16 protein-coding genes are annotated in these 18,187 nt (G+C 53.1%); 7 read left to right on the top strand and 9 right to left on the bottom strand.

Annotated features, from left to right (window positions below; translation table 11 throughout):
- The first annotated feature begins 158 nt into the window (after positions 1 to 158).
- Positions 159 to 995 carry a formate dehydrogenase accessory sulfurtransferase FdhD gene (locus ACFQO0_RS04515; RefSeq protein ID WP_382232835.1) on the top strand — a complete coding sequence of 279 codons (837 nt, stop codon included), beginning with the start codon at positions 159 to 161 and terminating at the stop codon, positions 993 to 995.
- Between the two features lie 20 nt (positions 996 to 1,015).
- On the opposite strand, the gene ACFQO0_RS04510 is transcribed toward ACFQO0_RS04515, so the two are convergent.
- A complete protein-coding gene (locus ACFQO0_RS04510) occupies positions 1,016 to 2,344 on the bottom strand; it encodes a D-amino acid dehydrogenase (RefSeq protein ID WP_382232834.1) in 1,329 nt (442 codons plus the stop codon).
- Positions 2,345 to 2,692: 348 nt separating this feature from the next.
- Between ACFQO0_RS04510 and ACFQO0_RS04505 the strand changes: the two genes are divergently transcribed.
- Positions 2,693 to 3,022, top strand: a complete 330-nt coding sequence (locus tag ACFQO0_RS04505) for an HAD family hydrolase (RefSeq protein WP_382232833.1) — start codon at positions 2,693 to 2,695, stop codon at positions 3,020 to 3,022.
- Positions 3,023 to 3,222: 200 nt separating this feature from the next.
- On the opposite strand, the gene ACFQO0_RS04500 is transcribed toward ACFQO0_RS04505, so the two are convergent.
- From ACFQO0_RS04500 to ACFQO0_RS04485, 4 genes are all read right to left on the bottom strand, one after another.
- Positions 3,223 to 4,362, bottom strand: a complete 1,140-nt coding sequence (locus ACFQO0_RS04500) for an FAD-dependent monooxygenase (protein WP_382232832.1) — start codon at positions 4,360 to 4,362, stop codon at positions 3,223 to 3,225.
- Positions 4,363 to 4,367: 5 nt separating this feature from the next.
- The gene (locus ACFQO0_RS04495) at positions 4,368 to 5,711 is read right to left on the bottom strand and encodes an aminopeptidase P N-terminal domain-containing protein (RefSeq protein WP_382232831.1); all 1,344 of its coding nucleotides are present in this window, start codon (positions 5,709 to 5,711) and stop codon (positions 4,368 to 4,370) included.
- A 1-nt stretch (position 5,712) separates the two neighbouring features.
- On the bottom strand, positions 5,713 to 6,423 hold the full coding sequence (murU, locus tag ACFQO0_RS04490) for an N-acetylmuramate alpha-1-phosphate uridylyltransferase MurU (protein ID WP_382232830.1): 711 nt from the start codon (positions 6,421 to 6,423) through the stop codon (positions 5,713 to 5,715).
- A gap of 80 nt (positions 6,424 to 6,503) precedes the next feature.
- Positions 6,504 to 7,541 carry an aminoglycoside phosphotransferase family protein gene (locus ACFQO0_RS04485; RefSeq protein ID WP_382232829.1) on the bottom strand — a complete coding sequence of 346 codons (1,038 nt, stop codon included), beginning with the start codon at positions 7,539 to 7,541 and terminating at the stop codon, positions 6,504 to 6,506.
- Positions 7,542 to 7,641: 100 nt separating this feature from the next.
- Between ACFQO0_RS04485 and ACFQO0_RS04480 the strand changes: the two genes are divergently transcribed.
- From ACFQO0_RS04480 to gloA, 5 genes are all read left to right on the top strand, one after another.
- Positions 7,642 to 9,864 (top strand): LPS-assembly protein LptD, encoded by a 2,223-nt coding sequence (locus tag ACFQO0_RS04480; RefSeq protein WP_382232828.1) that lies wholly within the window; start codon positions 7,642 to 7,644, stop codon positions 9,862 to 9,864.
- 17 nt (positions 9,865 to 9,881) lie between these two features.
- Positions 9,882 to 11,303, top strand: a complete 1,422-nt coding sequence (locus ACFQO0_RS04475) for a peptidylprolyl isomerase (RefSeq protein WP_382232827.1) — start codon at positions 9,882 to 9,884, stop codon at positions 11,301 to 11,303.
- A 24-nt stretch (positions 11,304 to 11,327) separates the two neighbouring features.
- Positions 11,328 to 12,359, top strand: a complete 1,032-nt coding sequence (pdxA, locus tag ACFQO0_RS04470) for a 4-hydroxythreonine-4-phosphate dehydrogenase PdxA (RefSeq protein ID WP_382232826.1) — start codon at positions 11,328 to 11,330, stop codon at positions 12,357 to 12,359.
- Between the two features lie 51 nt (positions 12,360 to 12,410).
- A complete protein-coding gene (gene rsmA, locus ACFQO0_RS04465; RefSeq protein ID WP_382232825.1) occupies positions 12,411 to 13,178 on the top strand; it encodes a 16S rRNA (adenine(1518)-N(6)/adenine(1519)-N(6))-dimethyltransferase RsmA in 768 nt (255 codons plus the stop codon).
- An 88-nt stretch (positions 13,179 to 13,266) separates the two neighbouring features.
- On the top strand, positions 13,267 to 13,668 hold the full coding sequence (gene gloA, locus ACFQO0_RS04460) for a lactoylglutathione lyase (RefSeq protein ID WP_382232824.1): 402 nt from the start codon (positions 13,267 to 13,269) through the stop codon (positions 13,666 to 13,668).
- 107 nt (positions 13,669 to 13,775) lie between these two features.
- Here gloA and ACFQO0_RS04455 read toward each other — a convergent pair whose 3' ends face one another.
- Genes ACFQO0_RS04455 through glyS form a run of 4 tightly spaced genes read right to left on the bottom strand, consistent with a single transcriptional unit; the run spans position 13,776 to position 18,186 of the window.
- Positions 13,776 to 14,678, bottom strand: coding sequence for a M48 family metallopeptidase (locus ACFQO0_RS04455; RefSeq protein WP_382232823.1), 903 nt, complete (start codon positions 14,676 to 14,678; stop codon positions 13,776 to 13,778).
- 15 nt (positions 14,679 to 14,693) lie between these two features.
- Complete coding sequence (locus ACFQO0_RS04450; RefSeq protein ID WP_382232822.1) at positions 14,694 to 15,449, bottom strand: lysophospholipid acyltransferase family protein; 756 nt, start codon at positions 15,447 to 15,449, stop codon at positions 14,694 to 14,696.
- A gap of 28 nt (positions 15,450 to 15,477) precedes the next feature.
- Positions 15,478 to 16,035, bottom strand: coding sequence for a D-glycero-beta-D-manno-heptose 1,7-bisphosphate 7-phosphatase (gmhB, locus tag ACFQO0_RS04445; protein WP_382234009.1), 558 nt, complete (start codon positions 16,033 to 16,035; stop codon positions 15,478 to 15,480).
- A gap of 36 nt (positions 16,036 to 16,071) precedes the next feature.
- On the bottom strand, positions 16,072 to 18,186 hold the full coding sequence (glyS, locus tag ACFQO0_RS04440) for a glycine--tRNA ligase subunit beta (RefSeq protein WP_382232821.1): 2,115 nt from the start codon (positions 18,184 to 18,186) through the stop codon (positions 16,072 to 16,074).
- Between the last annotated feature and the right edge of the window lies 1 nt (position 18,187).

Raw genomic sequence — 18,187 nt, 5'->3', positions numbered from 1 at the left:
TTGCTCTTGCAGCAAGTGCCGGTTTTTATTTTTGCCTTCAGCCTTGCATCTGGATAAGCCGTGTGATGGCATAATTGCGGCATGTTTTGTATCGCTCGTTTTCGCGAGCCAGAGACCAGCGGTTTCTGCCTGATTTTTTCCTGTTCAATATCCCAGATATGAGTGTTCGCCCGACCTTATCCCATGCAGTGCGCAAGCTGACACATGATGTTGAAGTCATGGATGAGCGCGGCCGTACTTCGATGATCGCTATCCCGGCTGAGCAGCCGCTGACGATCTATGTGGATAAACGCGAGCTGGTGACGTTGATGACGTTGGGCGGTGCGCCTGAAGCATTGACGCTCGGCTATCTGCGTAATCAGCGCTTCATCAAAAATATAGAAGACATCTTGTCGGTGCAAGTCGACTGGGATGTCGATGCAGTTGCCGTGGTCACGCGTAACGGCATTGAAAATATAGAAGAACGTACTGCCAAGCGCACAGTAACGACTGGTGGCGGCGAGGGTACGGTATTCGGGGGGTTGATGGATGCAGTCGATGCGATCTCCTTGCCTGCCGATGCGCGCATGGCGCAATCTACCTTATACAAAGTCATCGATACGATACGCACCCATCGATCTGTGTATAAGCAAGCCGGCTCGGTACATGGCTGCGCCCTGTTTTCTGCGCAAGGTGAATTGATTTACTTCGTCGAAGACGTTGGTCGCCACAACGCTGTCGACGCGATTGCCGGCAAGATGTGGTTCGATGGCGTGCAAGGTGAAGACAAGATTTTTTATACGACGGGACGCCTGACGTCCGAGATGGTAATGAAGGGGGCGCAGATGGGCATCCCATTCCTATTGTCGCGTTCGGGAGCAACGCAAATGGGGCACATGGTGGCCGAACGATTGAATATGTCGCTGATAGCGCGTTGCAGCGGCAAACATTTTTTATTGCTGAGCGGTGGGGATCGCATCATTTTTGACGATGTGCTGACTGCCGCGACCCAGTAATCTCAGGCCGTGCTCATTTTTCAAGCAATGTGTTTGTCTGGGCTGGCAGATAATATTCTTGCGCCATTGCTCTTGCGCGCGGTCATTCCGGTAAACGCGAAATCCACATCAGGATGAAGTCCTGAAACAATATCTGCAATCGCACGTCCCGAACCACAACCCATGGTCCAACCCAGCGACCCATGGCCGGTATTCAAGAATAGATTACTGAACCTGGTCTTGCCTATGTATGGCACATTGGATGGCGTCAATGGGCGCAAGCCGGCCCAATAAGCAGGGTTCTCGTAATCGCAGGCATCGGGGAATAACTCGCGCGTGCGGCGCGTGATGGCTGCACAACGGGTAGCATTCAATTCCCGCGTATAGCCATTGAATTCGCAGGTTCCGGCCACGCGCAACTTGTCGCCCAAGCGCGATAACACCAGCTTGTAGCCATCATCGATCAGCGATACCGTGGGTGCCAGTTCTGGATTCAAGATCGGGTAGGTCGCCGAATACCCCTTGCCAGGATAGATCATCAAGTCTATCCCTAGCGGCTTCAGGACCTGGACGGAAAAACTTCCCATCGCCATCACAAACGCATCCGCGCGCAAGGTTTGATGGCGACCTGCTGCATCAATGACTTCCACCGCCGTGATGCGCGCGCTTGCGCCTGTGCCTTCGGTTATCAGGCGAGTGACGGTCGTATTGAACTGAAAATCCACGCCGCGTTCCTGCGCCTTACCGGCCAGTGCCGTAGTGAACTTGTAGATATCGCCGGATTCATCGGTTTCAGTGAAATCTGCGCCGACAATTTGCGCGCGTATCTGAGCCAGCGCAGGCTCCAGTTTGATGGCTTCATCCGCGCTCATCGGGACACGCGGACAGCCGAGATCGCGCATCACAGCGGCGGATGCCAGCGATTCATCAAAGTCTTTTTGATTGGTATAAAAATGCAGGATGCCGCGCGTCAGGCAGTCGTAATCGATATCGACTTCGGTACGCAGGGTTTGCAGCGTCTGGCGGCTGTATTCGGCGATCGCAACAATCTGGTGAATGTTATGAACGGTACGCTTGGGCGTGCATTCACGCAGAAAATTCATGCCCCATTTCCACTGCAGCCATTCAGCACGGAAGCGATAAAGCAAAGGCGCATCTTCCTTGCCTAGCGACTTGAAGATCGTCATCGGCGCTGTCTTATTTGCCCATGGCGTCGCATGCGATACCGAGATCTGGCAGCCGTTGGCAAAGCTGGTTTCTTGCGCGGCACCGGGTTGCCGTTCGATCACGGTGACGTCGTGCCCCGCCTTGTTCAGGAACCAGGCGGATGCCGTGCCGATAATGCCCGAGCCCAAAACGATGACTTTCATGACGCAATCAATCCCGAAATATTTCTGTAAATACCAGCTTTGAACGAGGCAGATAGCTCGGTTCACTTTGTGTTCAACTCCAGCGCCAAACAGTAATGCGTCCTCTGGAAAATCACCTATGACGACTGTCAAGAATTGCGATAAAGCGCAGCTTTTATTTTTTCATCCCTTCATTTTCATAAAAAATGAAGGGATGGGATACGCTAATCATTATCTATCGCTAATGATTGTTATTAAATACTTTAACTATACCTAATCATTTTTAGCCTTTACGATGTCCTCGAAGTCTGCAAAAGGGATCGCGGACTGGTTTCCGCAATGACGTGCACACACCGAAGGAGAAGTGCTATGGTCGAACTTGAACAATGTCCAATAGGCAATGCCGTTGAATGTCATCTGGCTGCATATAACGCCGCATTTTATGAGCTCGGCCTGAGTTGGCACTGGGACAGCGACGTATTCCACGCGCTGCAAAGTCTGCCTTGCGAACGTGACCGCATCAAGAAATACATGGAAACGCATCAGTCGCATTTGCTGAAAGTGTATGATGCCGATTTTTTGATCGATGCGATTCAAACTACTAAAGCACGTTGCTTTGAAACGATGACCGAGAATGGCGCCAAAAAAGCGGCGAAGGTCAATTGGGCAGAATTCCAGCGCGCAGAAGTCGGGGTTTGAGCACCGCCATGTTTGACTAGCGGCAGGGATCACAGGTTTTCCATCCTTGTGAAAAATGGCGTGGTACGGACGTGCAATGAAGGTACGCTAACAGCAAGCTAGGCGCTGAAGTAAAAAGCCGCTCCCATCACAGTGAGGCGGCTTTTTTGTTGGGCGCTTGATATGTTCCTACGCTGCTGCAAAAGCTTTTCGGCTGAATCTCAGGAGCGCCTGCCAAACATCATCTGTTCTGCCAATAATTTTTTCGCCGGCTTTATTCCATCAACCAGGCCTAGGGAAAATCCCAGCAAGGCTTGCCCCAGTCCACCAGTAGAGGCACTGGCGAAAATCCTCGCCATGATATCCGTCATACGAATCGTGGTACTACGATCCGCTATCCTGCTGGCAGAAAACTCATGCAGTGCCGCCGGACTCATATGCCGGGCCAGCAATCTTGCCAATACGCTGGCATCGCGCAGGCCGAGATTTAATCCCTGCCCCGCAACCGGATGCAGGGTTTGTGCGGCATTACCTATGGCTACCGTTCTGCTGGATGATGCGGCTTGCGCATTCAGACCCAGCGGGAACGCGTTGCGTTGCGTCGTTGCCGTGAAACTTCCCAGCCGCATGCCGAATGCTTTGCCCAACTCTTGCAGGAAAACTGCATCATTCACAGCAAGCAAGCGTTGCGCAGTCTCGGCTTGCACACACCACACCAGCGCGTAACCCTCATCCTGCGGCAACAGCGCCAACGGCCCTTCGTCGGTGAAGCGCTCGAATGCGCGGTGCATAATCGGTGCGCTGACGGTCACATGCGCGACGATGGCAGTTTGGCCGTAATCGCGATGCGTGGATTTTTTTACTTGTTCGGTAAAAATGCCACCTTCTGCCTGCACGACAATTTTTGCGGTAATCGATGCACGGTCAGCAAAGGCGAGGGTCACCACATCATCGTTTTCGACCAGATCGGTCACGGTGGCCGGACGCATTAAGGTAATGCCGATCCTCGCTGCCTGCGCATTCAATGCCGTCACCATTGCCCCATAGCGCGTCACATAGCCGAGCGCCGGCAAATTGTATTCTTCACGCTCTATCATCGTGCGACCGAAATGACCGCGACGTGAAACGTGTATCTGATTGATCTGCGTTGCCGCGATGGGCCAGGACGCGATCGATTCGAAAATCTGCCGACTGCCATAAGACAATGCAATCGAACGCGGATCGCGCGACGTTTGCTCTATCGCTTTTGCATCGATCAAGGCGATACGTGCAGGCGCAATCCCCTGCTTGGCCAGCAATGCTGCCAGTGTCACTCCGACCGGGCCCGCGCCGCAGATAGCAATATCGAAATCGGTTGGCATGCGGTTTAATCGTGCTGCATCAATGCTTCGATATCGGCGACTGTTTTCGGCGCCGCGGCGCTCAGGATGTGACAGCCGTTAGCGGTGACCAGCGCATCGTCTTCTATGCGTATGCCGATATTCCAGTATTGCTCGGGCACGCCTTCTGCGGGGCGCACATAGATGCCTGGTTCAACGGTCAGGACCATGCCGGCCTGCAGGGTGCGCCACGGTTTTTCTGTGCCGCTTGGTGCCGCATCGCGATATTCACCGACGTCATGCACATCCATACCCAGCCAGTGCCCGGTGCGGTGCATGTAGAACTGGCTATAGGCGCGATTTTCGATGACGTCGCTCAGCGTACCGACCTTGTTCTTGTCGAGCAGGCCGGTATCCAGCATGCCTTGCGCGAGTACCTTGACGGCTGCATCGTGACCATCCATGAAGCGTTTGCCAGGACGTGTTTCTGCTATCGCCGCATATTGCGATGCCAGCACGATTTCATACAATTCTTTTTGCGGTCCGGAAAATTTTCCGTTGGCGGGAAACGTGCGCGTGATATCGGACGCATAACTGTCCAGTTCGCAGCCGGCATCGATGAGCACCAGATCGCCATCGTGCAATTCGGCATCGCTGGCGCGGTAGTGCAATACGCAGGCATTTGCGCCAGTGGCGACAATCGAGCCGTAGGCGGGAAATTGGGAACCGTTGTTGCGGAATTCATGCAGGATTTCTGCTTCCAGATGATACTCGCGCAGGCCGGGCTTGGCGATGCGCATAGCGCGTCTGTGCGCGGCGGCGGCGATATCGGCCGAGCGCTGCATGATGTCTATCTCGGCTGCATCCTTGCTCAAGCGCATTTCATCCAGCAGCACGTGTACATCGAAGGCGGTGCTGGGTGGTGTCACGCCAGCACGTGCCTGTCCGCGTACTGCTTGCAGCCAGCGTTGCACTTGCCCATCAAGTTTGCTGTCGCTGCCGAGTGCGTAAAACAAGGCCTGCGCATTCGCCATCAGCTTCGGCAACTCAGTATCGATGGCATCAATCGAATAGGCAGCATCGAAACCGAATGTGGTGCGCGCTGCTTCCGGACCGTAGCGAAAGCCATCCCAGATTTCACGTTCCAGATTTTTTTCACGGCAAAACAAAATGGCTTGATTTTTTTCGCCGGCAACGCCGGCAATCAAGACGATCACTGCCTCCGGTTCGGTAAAGCCGGACAGGTAATAAAAATAACTGTCGTGCCGATATGGATAATCGGCATCGCGATTGCGCATGACTTCAGGTGCCGTCGGGATGATGGCAATGCCGCCCCCTTTGGCCTGCATTTGAGCGATCAGTGACGCGCGTCTGGCGACGTAGCTTTTCATTTTATTTTCCTGTCAAAGGTGCGTTCAGTTCAGTCAGGCGTTCTGCAGTACCGACATCGTTCCAGGTGCCGCGATATAACTCGCCGCCGACCTGGCCGCGCGACGCGTATTCGCGCAATAGCGGTGCCAGTTTGGCAGGCTCTCCTGCACTAATCGAATCAAACATCGATGGGCGATAGACGCCTATGCCGGAAAAGGTTAAACGCGGTTCGCCTTCGTTGATGACGGAAAAACTGTTCAGTGCAAAATCGCCTTGCGGATTGTGCGCGGGATTCTTGACCAGATACAACCACGCAACATCGCGCTTATCCAGCGGATGTGGATTGCCCCACACGTCATTATCTTCCAGCACGCCTTTTACCTGCTCAAAGTCAAAGTGGGGACAGTAGATGTCTGCCGCAAGAGCGATAAAAGGCTCATCGCCCAGCAAATGCCGTGCTTTTGCAATGCCGCCAGCGGTTTCCAGTGCGGTGCCTTCTGCGGAGTAAACAATATTGGCACCGAACTGCTCACCGTTGCCTAACGTTTCTTCGATCATGTGGCCGAGATGGGCATGGTTGATGACGATATCCTTGATGTCGGCACGTACCAGGTTCAGGACGTGCCAGACGATCAGCGGACGACCGCGTACCTTCAGCAAGGGTTTGGGGCATGTATCGGTTAACGGGCGCATTCTTTCGCCACGTCCAGCAGCGAAAATCATCGCTTTCATGGTTGTCGCATTCTTTGTGTAAATGAGTAAATTTCCTCTGCACGAAGCAGTTCAATATCGCGTCGCATTTGCATGGCCGATTAAAATGTATAGCCGACTTGCGGTGCCTTGTCTTCCAGCTCATCCAATAATCTGACGAGTGGGGCGAGCTCTTTGTAGCGATGCGCAGCCTTGCGTGTGTATTCCATCACAAGTGGCATATCCTTCAGATAAGCGTCCTTGCCGTCGCGGTGATACAGGCGGGCAAAGATACCGAGCACTTTCAGGTGGCGCTGCAATCCCATGTATTCAAAATCGCGATAGAAGGAATCGATATCGGAGTTCACAGGAAGGCCTGCGCGTTTTGCACGTTCCCAATAACGGATTGCCCAGTCGAGCACGATTTCTTCATCCCATTGGATATAAGCGTCGCGCAGCAGCGAGGCCAGATCGTAGGTGATCGGTCCGTATACGGCATCCTGAAAATCGAGTATCCCGGGATTGCCGTTCGGCAGCACCATCAGATTGCGCGAGTGATAATCGCGATGCACATAGACCTGCGCCTGTGCCAGATTGTTGGCGAGCAGTGCATCGAATACCTTGTTCAGCGTGGCAGTTTGCTTCTCGGTCATGGTTAGGCCTAGATGCTTGCCGATATACCATTCAGGGAAAAGCATCAGTTCGCGTAACAGCAGTGCGCGGTCGTATTCAGGCAGCACCGCCGGTGTGCTATGCAGCTGAATCTGCACCATGGCATCAATTGCATCGATGTAGAGCTTGTGCGCATTGTCCGGATTTAACAATTGCAGATACGTGGTTGACCCCAGATCGGACAATAATAAAAACCCCGATTCAATATCCTGTGCCAGAATGCTTGGCACAGAAACACCGGTTGCGCCAAAAACGTCGGCGACATGGATAAAAGGGCGTACGTCTTCCTGGGGCGGCGGGGCATCCATCACGATGTAACTGTTGCCATCGGTGCCATCAATGCGAAAATAGCGGCGAAAACTTGCATCAGAGGACGCCGGTCTCAGCGATGCCAGCAGGAGCGACGGAGCAGGCAACGAGGCCAGCCAGTTTTGAAGTTGGGTCAGACGTGGATCGCCGGAGGAATCTGATGCAGTATGTAAAGACATGAAGCGAGCCTAGGAATTCGGTTTGTGAGTAGTGAGTTCCCATATAATAAGTGATTACATTCGAAAAATCGCCAGAGATGGTATTCAAAAATTTATTTTCATGACCTGGCTTTTCTCTTATCGTCCTATTCAACGTCCCCTTGCCAAGATGACCGCCCTCGTCGCTGCGGTCTGTACCTCGACGTTCGCCTCCGCGCAAATCAGCGTCAAACCGGCAAAGGAAAAAACGCCTGAAGCGGAAACTCAGGTCAGTTCTGAGCAGATGACCGGCCGTCCGGATCGCGAGATCGTGCTGGAACGCGATGTGGAAATCATTCGCGGCGGAACGACGCTCACTGCCGACCACGCAACCTACTGGATAGAAGAAGACGAAGTTGAGGCCAGCGGCAATGTGAAAATGAACCGTTTCGGCGATCGCTACACCGGCGACAAGATGCGCTTCAAGATTGATGAAGGTCAGGGCTATGTCTTGAACCCGACCTATCACATGAAGGCAAATAATGCGCAAGGCAAAGCCGATCGCATCGACTTCGAGGCAGAGGATAGAGCGCTCATTACACAAGGTACTTACAGCACCTGTGAAGGCCCCGATCCGGATTGGTACTTGAAGTCGAATACCATGCATCTCGATAACGGACGAGATATCGGTACTGCAAGCGCGACATTGATTTACTTCAAGGGCGTACCTATCATCGGCACCCCGTACATGTCTTTTCCCTTGTCGGAAGCACGCAAATCCGGCGTGCTGTTGCCCACAATAGGAACCACCAGTACAGGCGGTTTTGAAGTTGCAGTTCCTTATTATTTCAATATTGCGCCCAACCGCGATTTGACATTAACGCCACGATATATCGAGCGTCGCGGTTTTCAACTGGGTGCGGATGCGCGTTATCTTGATAATAATTACGCGGGCGAAACCAAGCTTGAGTATCTAGCCAATGACGCGCAGACCCAGACAAATCGGTATTCGATCGCTTCGATACATAATCAGCGCTTTACACCACAGGCTTCGTTTGGCTGGAATGTAAAAGCGGCATCCGACGATAATTACCCTAGCGATTTCTCACGGAATCTGGCGACGAGTACTGAACGCCTGTTGTTGCGCGATCTGTATTTCAACTATGCCGGCAATTTCTGGAATGCGACTGCGCGCGCATCCAATTATCAAGTGCTGCAAGACCCGCTTTCGCCTATTGCGCGGCCATATGATCGTTTGCCGCAATTTACCTTGCAAGGCGGTCGTCAGGATGTGAACGGTTTCGACTGGAGTGCGGTAGGCGAAGCGACCCGTTTTTGGCATCCGGATCTGGTGCGTGGCGAGCGTTATGTGATCAATCCCAGTGTTTCCTATCCCATCGTTCGTCCCGGCTATTTCCTGACGCCTAGAGTGTCGATGCACGCGACGACTTATAATGTGCAAGACCCTGCGACCAACATTAGTTCAAACTATAACCGCGTATTGCCGACTTTTTCTTTAGACAGCGGCTTGGTATTTGAACGCGAGACCAGCATTTTCGGTGATGCTGCGACGCAGACGCTGGAGCCTCGACTGTTCTACGTGCGAACCCCGTATAAAGATCAGAGCCAATTCCCTGTATTTGACAGTGCACTGGCGGACTTGAGTTTTTCGCAGATATTTAGTGAAAATCGTTTCATCGGCAATGATCGTATCAGCGATGCGAACCAGCTGACGGTTGCGATGGTCTCACGATATATTGAGTCGACAGGTGCTGAACGCCTGCGCGTGGCACTGGCACAAAGATTGTATTTCGATGATCAGCGCGTGTGTTTGCCTGCGAGTGGACAGAGTACGTGCGTGCCTAGTAATGAAAGCAGTTCAGACTGGTTGGCATCCGGCACGTTGCGTGTATCCAATTCACTCAGCACGGAAGGCAACCTGCAATACAGCGCGACACAGAAAAGTGTCAGTCGTGCCAATGCTGGTGTCAGTTGGCGGCCTGAGCCGAAGAAAGTATTGAATCTGACTTATCGTCGCGACGTGCCGAATGCATTGAAGCAAGTTGACGTTTCTGGACAGTGGCCGATTGCCGATCGCTGGTATGGCGTTGGGCGAGTCAATTATTCGCTGCCGGATAGCAAGGTATCGGAAGGTTTGCTTGGTTTGGAATACAAGGCAGATTGCTGGATTTTCCGCGTTGTTGGACAAAGAATCCCGACCGCAACCGGCAAATCGACTTCTTCGCTTTTCTTCCAGCTTGAATTAAGCGGTTTGACAAAATTAGGCTCTGATCCGATGGAAGCGTTACGCACCAGTATTCCCGGCTATCAAGTCATCAATAAACCTTCTAACGTCACATATTAAGTTTGTACGTAAAAATCATGAATATTTTCTTCTCCTCCTTGTTTGCCAATCAACATCCTGTTCGGTGTGCCAAGAGCGCATTGGTTTTGCTGAGTTTGGCTTGTGGTTTGATGGGCGGCGCTATTGCGCAAAACATGGAGCCGAGCAATGCGCCCAAGCCTGCTGTGCAGCCGCGACTGGCAGACGCGATCCTCGTCGTGGTTAACAATGACGTGATTACGCGCTACGAATTTTTAGAGCGACTCAAAGTCATTGAAGGGCGTCTGAAAAGCCAGGGTGGTCAAATGCCTCCGATGCAACAACTGCAGCGTCAATTACTCGAGCGCATGATCGTAGAGCGCGCGCAATTGCAGCAGGCCAAGGAATCGGGCATCAAAGTGGATGATACTTCTCTGGATCGTGCTGTTGCCCGTATCGCAGATCAGAACAAATTGACCATGTCGGAGTTTCGCAAACGCCTGGAGCAAGATGGCATGGTCTACTCTCAATTTCGTGACGAGATTCGCAACGAGATGATCTTGCAGCGTTTGCGCGAGCGCGAAGTCGACAACAAAATCCAGGTATCGGATGCGGAAATAGATGCCTATATGGGCGCGCATGACGGTTCCGCGACGACGACCGCACCGCAGGAATTCAATATCGGCCAGATTCTGATTCGCGTTCCTGAAAACGCTTCGCCGCAACAGCTGGCAGAAAGCAAGCGACGCGCGGAAGAAGTCATTGCGCAATTGAATGCAGGCGGCGACTTTGCCAAGCTGGCCGCGGCATACTCTGACGGTACGGATGGATTGACCGGAGGCGAATTGGGCTGGCGTAGCCAGGAGCGTTTGCCGCAATTGTTTATCGATGCGGTAGGCAATTTGCAGCAGGGACAGATTGCGCCTTTGGTAAAAAGCGGTAACGGCTTTCACGTCTTGAAGCTGCTGGGCAAGCGCACACAGAGCATCATGCGTGCCGATCCGAGCGCCGGCAGCACAGCAGCAGCGGCAACCGTCAAGCAAACCCATGCAAGCCATATCCTGATCAAGGTGAATCAGGTGGTGACGGAAGCGGATGCGCGTCGCAAGCTGACTGAATTGAAACAACGTCTGGACAACAAGGCCGCAACATTTGAAGAACTTGCGCGTCTTTATTCGAATGATTTCTCGGCATCCAAGGGGGGCGATCTCGGCTGGATTTATCCTGGCGATACCGTGCCTGAATTCGAGCGTGCCATGGATGCTTTGCCTATCGGTGAAGTCAGCGAACCAATTCGATCGCCATTCGGCTACCATTTGATTCTGGTCAAAGAACGCAAGGCTGACGACGTGTCGCAAGAGCGTCAGCGCATGGTTGCACGTCAGGCTATTCGCGAACAGAAACAAGAGGAGGCAACGCAAGAGTGGTTGCGCCAGGTTCGCGATCGCGCCTATGTTGAATATCGGACGGAAGACAGATAATGTTCGCCCAGGTTTGTACAAGTCGTGAGTAAGCGCCCAACCATTGCGATTACGTGTGGTGAGCCAGCCGGGATAGGTCCGGAGATTTCGATTCGTGCGGCTTGGGAACTACGCGCTGATGTAAAAAGCGTATTGATAGGCGATGCAGCATTTTTATCCATGATCGCCGCCGCCATCAATCCGGATATTCACCTTTCTGCCTTGTCCTTGCAGGCCGTACGCAACAGCGGCCTGCCTGCATTTCCACGTGATCAAATTGCTGTCATCGACTGTCCGCTCGCGGCGCATGTCGTACCCGGCAAGCTGGATGCACGTAACGGCCGTTATGTGCTGCAAACGCTGGATATCGCCATCGATGGTGCAGTACGAGGCTGGTTCGATGCCATCGTCACGGCGCCACTGCAAAAAAGCACGATCAATGATGCCGGTGTACCCTTTACCGGTCACACCGAATACCTGGCCGATAAAACCGACACCAAACAAGTTGTGATGATGCTGGCGACCAATGCGACGCCGCAGCCTTTGCGCGTCGCCTTGGCGACTACGCATCTGGCGTTGAAAGATGTGGCCGCAGCGATTACGTTTGAAAGCCTGTCCGCCATCATCGATATCGTGCATGCGGATTTGCGGAATAAATTTGGCATTGCCCAGCCCCGCATACTGGTAACCGGCTTGAATCCACATGCAGGTGAGGGCGGCTATCTGGGACGGGAAGAAATCGATGTCATCACGCCGGCTTTGCAGGCAGCGCAGGCCAGGGGCTGTGATGTGAGCGGCCCTTATCCTGCCGACACCTTGTTTCAACAAAAGCTGCTGGTCAATGCCGATTGCGTACTTGCGATGTACCATGATCAAGGTTTGCCGGTATTGAAGTACGCCAGCTTCGGTCTGGGCGTCAATATCACATTGGGCTTGCCGATCGTCCGCACCTCGGTCGATCACGGTACTGCACTCGATCTGGCTGCTGCCGGCTTGGGCCTGGCCGATCATGGCAGCATGCTGGAAGCGATACGAGTTGCCGCACAAATGGCTGCCGCGTCAAAAGCATCGGTTTAAACCTTCTAACAAATAACCCGCTGATTCATCTCGGCTTGAAACGCACAATCAATGAAACATATTCCGCGTAAACGCTTCGGCCAGAATTTCCTGACCGACGATGGAGTTCTGCACAACATCATTCGTGCAATCGATCCGCAACCGCAGGATACGATGGTGGAAATTGGCCCCGGACTGGCGGCAATGACGCGCCTGTTGCTGGAGGGCGTGGATCAGATGCATGTAGTGGAACTGGACAGGGATCTGGTCGAGCGGCTGAAAAAGAACTTTGATCCAAAAAAACTGATCATCCATTCTGCCGATGCCTTGCAATTCGATTTTTCGACAATTCCAGTGCCTGCCGGCAGCAAATTACGCGTGGTCGGCAATCTGCCTTACAACATTTCCAGCCCCTTGCTGTTTCATCTCGCCGAGATGGCCCCGCATGTACAGGATCAGCATTTCATGCTGCAAAAGGAGGTGGTGGAACGCATGGTCGCCGAGCCAGGCAGCAAGACTTATGGTCGGTTGTCGGTGATGCTGCAATGGCGTTATCAAATGGAATTGATGTTTATTGTGCCGCCGACGGCATTCGATCCGCCGCCGCGCGTCGAGTCAGCAATCGTGCGCATGATTCCCCTCGCAAACCCGCTGTATTGCGATCAAACCAAGCTGGAACAAGTTGTGCTGAAAGCGTTTTCGCAACGCCGCAAGGTGATCCGCAACTGCCTGGCAGGCATGTTTGTCGAGAGTGATTTGATCGAAGTCGGCATCGATCCGAAAATGCGTCCGGAAACCATTCCTCTCGCACACTACGTTGCGCTCGCCAATCGCTTGTAATCTGACTTTGCAAGCACACGCTGTCGGCAAGAAATGCCTGATAGTCATAAAATAAGCGCTTCATTCAATTCATATTGCGGAGAGATTCATGCGCATTCTTCACACCATGCTTCGCGTCGGCGACTTGCAACGCTCGATCGATTTTTATACCCAGGTGCTCGGCATGAAAGTGCTGCGTCAGACTGAAAATCCTGAATACAAATATACGCTGGCCTTTCTTGGTTACGGCAGTAATCCTGATCATGCAGAATTGGAGTTGACGTATAACCATGGCGAGCACAGCTATGAGATGGGTACCGCATATGGGCATATCGCGATTTCAGTCGATGACGCCTACAAGGCATGCGCCGATGTAAAAAAAGCCGGCGGCAATGTGACGCGTGAAGCGGGGCCGGTCAAAGGCGGCAGCACTGTGATTGCATTCGTTACCGACCCCGACGGTTACAAGATCGAATTCATCGAACGCAAAGACAACGAACGGCCACATTGAGCCGGTGAATGCATGCGCATGCATTCAATATTAGTTATCAAGCCAGATGTTGGTGTAACTCGCGACGTGAAGTAATGCGTGAAGCGATGCAGCATGGACTGCATTGCTCAAAAGATGGGCAGCGTCTCCGGCGCGTGCTCGCGCAAGGCTTTTTTGGCTGCTGCAAATTCAGGGAATACCGATTGTACGGTTGCCCAGAATTGCGGGCTGTGATTCATCTCGCGCAGATGCGATAACTCGTGCGCAATCACGTAGTCGATCAACGGCAATGCAAAGTGTATCAGGCGCCAGTTCAAACGAATTTTCCCATCCGCTGTGCAAGAGCCCCATTGCGTCATCGCTGACGACAATGCAAACGATTGATAACTGACGCTGAGTTTTTTTGCATAAAGCGGCAGGCGTTCAGCAAAGATGCGTTTGGCTTCCAGTTGCAACCAACCCTGGACACGATCTTTTAACTGCTGTTCGGCTGCATCCGATGGCAGGCATACGGTCAATTCTTGTGACTCCGCATCGTACAGAATGCCGGCGCTCTGCGTCGCCAGTATGCGCAAGGTGATGTCATTGCCCAGATAGGGCAGGGTGCCGCCATCGCGCCATTCCATTTGCGGTTGCAAGCGCCGTGCAGAACGTGCGCGGCGTTCATTCAGTTTGGTGAAAATCCAGCGTTGTTTTTCGCAAATCGCATTTTCGATTTCGGTCAGCGTTACCCATTTCGGTGCCGTGATACGCAAGCCATCATCGTCGATCATGAAGCCGATAGAGCGGCGCTTGGAACGCACCAGCGTGTAATCCAGATGATGCTCGCCTACATGCACGCGGCGTTTGCCAATGGCTACGGGTTTGGCTGCATCGCCGTTTGAGGCCGCGCTGGGTGGTAGCGAGGATCCCGGCGAATGCTTGGGAGCAGGATGATCGATTTTCGGTTGCGATGAAAAATCGGACGAAAAGAAATCGAGTTGCAGCGCAAGCTGTTGCGGATCAGGCGATGTGTGACGAAGCAGCTTCAAGGATGTGCAGGTCCGTTAAGGTTTTTGCGACGGCTCGGCGCGGTAGTCATCGGGTGAAATCACACGCATTTCCGATTCTATCCAATTTTCGACTTGCTGCATCAGATCAACGGCATTCTTGCCTTCCGGTGAAATTGGCTTGCCGATAGACACAGTGACCAAGCCCGGGTGTTTGATGAAGGAGTTTTTCGGCCAGCATTTGCCCGGATTCAAGGCGATCGGAACGACTACGGTATTGGTTTCCACCGCGAGGCGTGCACCGCCACCCTTGTACCGTCCACCTTGACCGACAGGAATGCGTGTCCCTTCAGGGAACATGATGATCCATTGACCATCTGCCAGACGTCGTCTGCCTTGCACGACGACCTGGGCAAATGCATCCTTGCCGCTGCTACGATCGATAGGGATCATGCGCAACAAACCAAGTGCCCAACCAAAAAAAGGAACGTAGAGCAGTTCCTTCTTGAATACGAATACCAGTGGCCGTGTCATTTTGCACAGCAGGAAAATGGTTTCCCAGGCTGACTGATGCTTCGACAACAGGATCACAGGTTGATCAGGCAGGTTTTCATAACCCTTGATTTCATAGCGTATGCCGCACAAGACTTTTGCCAGCCAGATGATGAAGACGTTCCAGCGCGACGTAATGAAATACCGTTTGTTATAGGGCAAAGGTGCCGCCAGAAAACAGACAGGGGCCCATATCAAGGTGGCGATCAGCATGATCAATGCAAACAACAACGAACGCAAAAACAAAATGGCACGTGACATTAAAACTCCAGATTAAGTGCAACGCTATTCAAACAGCGTAAATGAGCGCGGGCGCTTTTAATAAATGATCGACCACGGCGGCAAGATCGGGATAGCTGGTGGTGCCGGGCGGCAAACCACCTTTGGCCAGTGTCTTTGCGCCTTTGCCGGTTAGTACCAGATAAGGCGCGCAACCGACCACAAAGCCTGCCTGCAAATCGCGTAGCGAGTCGCCTATCATCGGCAATCCCTTGAGGCTCACATCAAAGCGTTTGGCGATGGTGTGCAACATGCCGGGCTGAGGCTTGCGACAATCGCAGCTATCGTCGGCTGCATGCGGACAAAAGAATACGGCATCGATTTCCGCACCTACCGATTGCGCTGCTGCATGCATTTTTTGATGAATGGCATTCAGCGCCATGATGTTGAATATGCCGCGTGCAATACCCGATTGATTGGTGGCGACGACTACACGATAGTCAGCCTGATTCAGCCGCGCAATCGCTTCCAGCGAACCCGGAATAGGTATCCATTCTTCGGGTGACTTGATGAAGGTGTCGGAGTCAAAATTGATCACGCCGTCGCGGTCAAGAATGACGAGCTTCATCGGGTCGGCTTTCGGGATGGATGGCATGGCGGGCGATCAGCTGGCTAGCTTGGACAAGTCGGCAACCTGGTTCATGGCCTGATGCAAAGTGGCCAGCAATCCAAGTCGGTTGCTACGCAGAGCAGCGTCTTCTGCATTCACCATCACGCTGTCAAAGAATGCATCAACCGGGGTCTTCAAGGCAGCCAATGTCTGCAGCGAAGCGCTGTAGTCGCCACGTGCAAATGCGGCGTCGGCCTGTGGTTTGACGCTGATCAATGTTTGATTCAAGGCGACTTCGGCGGCTTCTTTCAACAGAGTTGCATCAACCTGAGCGACTACCTCACCTTCCACTTTCTTGAGGATGTTGCCTACGCGTTTATTGGCAGCAGCCAGTGCCGGTGCTTCGGGTAACGCGGCAAATGCGCGGACGGCAGCGAGGCGGCTGGCGATATCGGCCAGGCGTTGCGGTTGCAAAGAGAGTACGGCATCGATTTCCTGTGCGCTATAACCTTGTTCGCGTAATGCGTTGGCAAGTCGATCAAAGATAAATGTCAGCAAGGCAGTGCGATGTTCATCGCTCAGTGCATTGAATGGCTTTTCAGCGGCGGCGATCAATTCATTGATGCCGATATCGAGCTTGCTTTCGATTAGCATGCGAATCACACCGAGGGCGTGACGACGTAACGCAAAAGGATCCTTGTCGCCGGTAGGGATCTGCCCGATGCTGAACAAGCCAACCAGGGTTTCCAGTTTGTCTGCCAGCGCAACCACCATTCCGACTGGATTGCGCGGCAATGTGTCGCCAGCAAAACGCGGTTTGTAGTGGTCTTCAATCGCATCGGCTACATCTGCCGCCAGACCATCATGCAGGGCGTAGTAACGGCCCATGATGCCTTGCAATTCAGGAAATTCGCCGACCATGTCTGTCAGCAAATCGGCCTTGGCCAATTGTGCGGCGACATCCGCTTGTTGCGGATCAATCCCTAGCTTGGTGGCGATGGCTTGCGCAATCGCCCGCACACGTGCAATGCGTTCGCCTTGGGTGCCGAGCTTGTTGTGATAAACGACTTTATCCAGACCGGCAACGCGCGAAGCCAACGTCTTTTTACGATCTTGATCGAAGAAGAATTTTGCATCCGCCAGCCGTGGGCGCACGACGCGTTCATTACCGCCGATGACGGTGCTGGGGTCTGCCGGACGAATGTTGGAAACGATCAAAAACTTGTTGCTCAAATTGCCCAGACTATCGAGCAGCGGAAAGTATTTCTGATTCGCCTTCATCGTCAGAATCAGGCATTCCTGCGGCACTTCGAGGAAGGCTTCTTCGAACTGCCCTATTAATACATTCGGACGTTCTACCAGACCAGTGACTTCATCCAGCAGATCATCATCATGAATCGGTGTCAGCTTGTCACCGGCTTCGCTGGCTGCCAAGGCGAGCTGGCGCACGATTTCTGCGCGACGTTCTGCGAAGCTGGCGATCACTGCACCTTCGCTGACGAGTTGCTTTGCATAGCTGTCCGCATCGCGGATATAAAGCGGATCAAGGCCGGCTTCAAAGCGATGACCGCGCGTGATGTTGCCCGCAGTCAGACCCAGCACTGAAACAGGCACGACGTCTGCGCCATACAACGCGACCAAGCCGTGCGCAGGGCGCACGAAGTTGACCGTGCTCCAGCCATCGGCCAATTGATAGCCCATGACTTTAGGAATAGGTAGTTTGCCCAAGGTGTCGTCCATGGCTTTTTGCAAGCCATCAGACAATGTCACGCCGGTAACGATGCTATTGAAAAACAGTACTTCAGCTTTGCCGTCGGATTCACGCTTCAAGTCTGCGACTGCAGAGTCGTTCGCGCCTAAAGCGGTCAGTTTTTTCAATAATGCCGGCGTTGCCTTGCCATCGGCAGTCAGGCCTACGCTTGCAGGCATCAGTTTTTGCATCACTTGCTTGTCACTGGCCTGCACCAGAACGTGCGTCAGGTGCACGGCAAGTCGGCGTGGCGATGCGAAGTGCGTCAGCACGCTATTGTCTGCAAGCAGACCTTGTGCCTTTAACGATGCTTGCAGATTTTGCGCAAAGGCATCACCGATTTTCTTCAATGCCTTGGGCGGCAATTCTTCGACGAAGAGTTCGACTAATAAATGTTTGGTATCCAAGCTGTTGCTCATG

It is taken from the genome of Herminiimonas aquatilis, from assembly GCF_042665175.1.
Lineage (GTDB): Bacteria > Pseudomonadota > Gammaproteobacteria > Burkholderiales > Burkholderiaceae_D > Oxalicibacterium > Oxalicibacterium aquatilis.
Note: the sequence above shows the minus strand (reverse complement) of the source record. Positions and strands in the feature narration are given on the sequence as shown.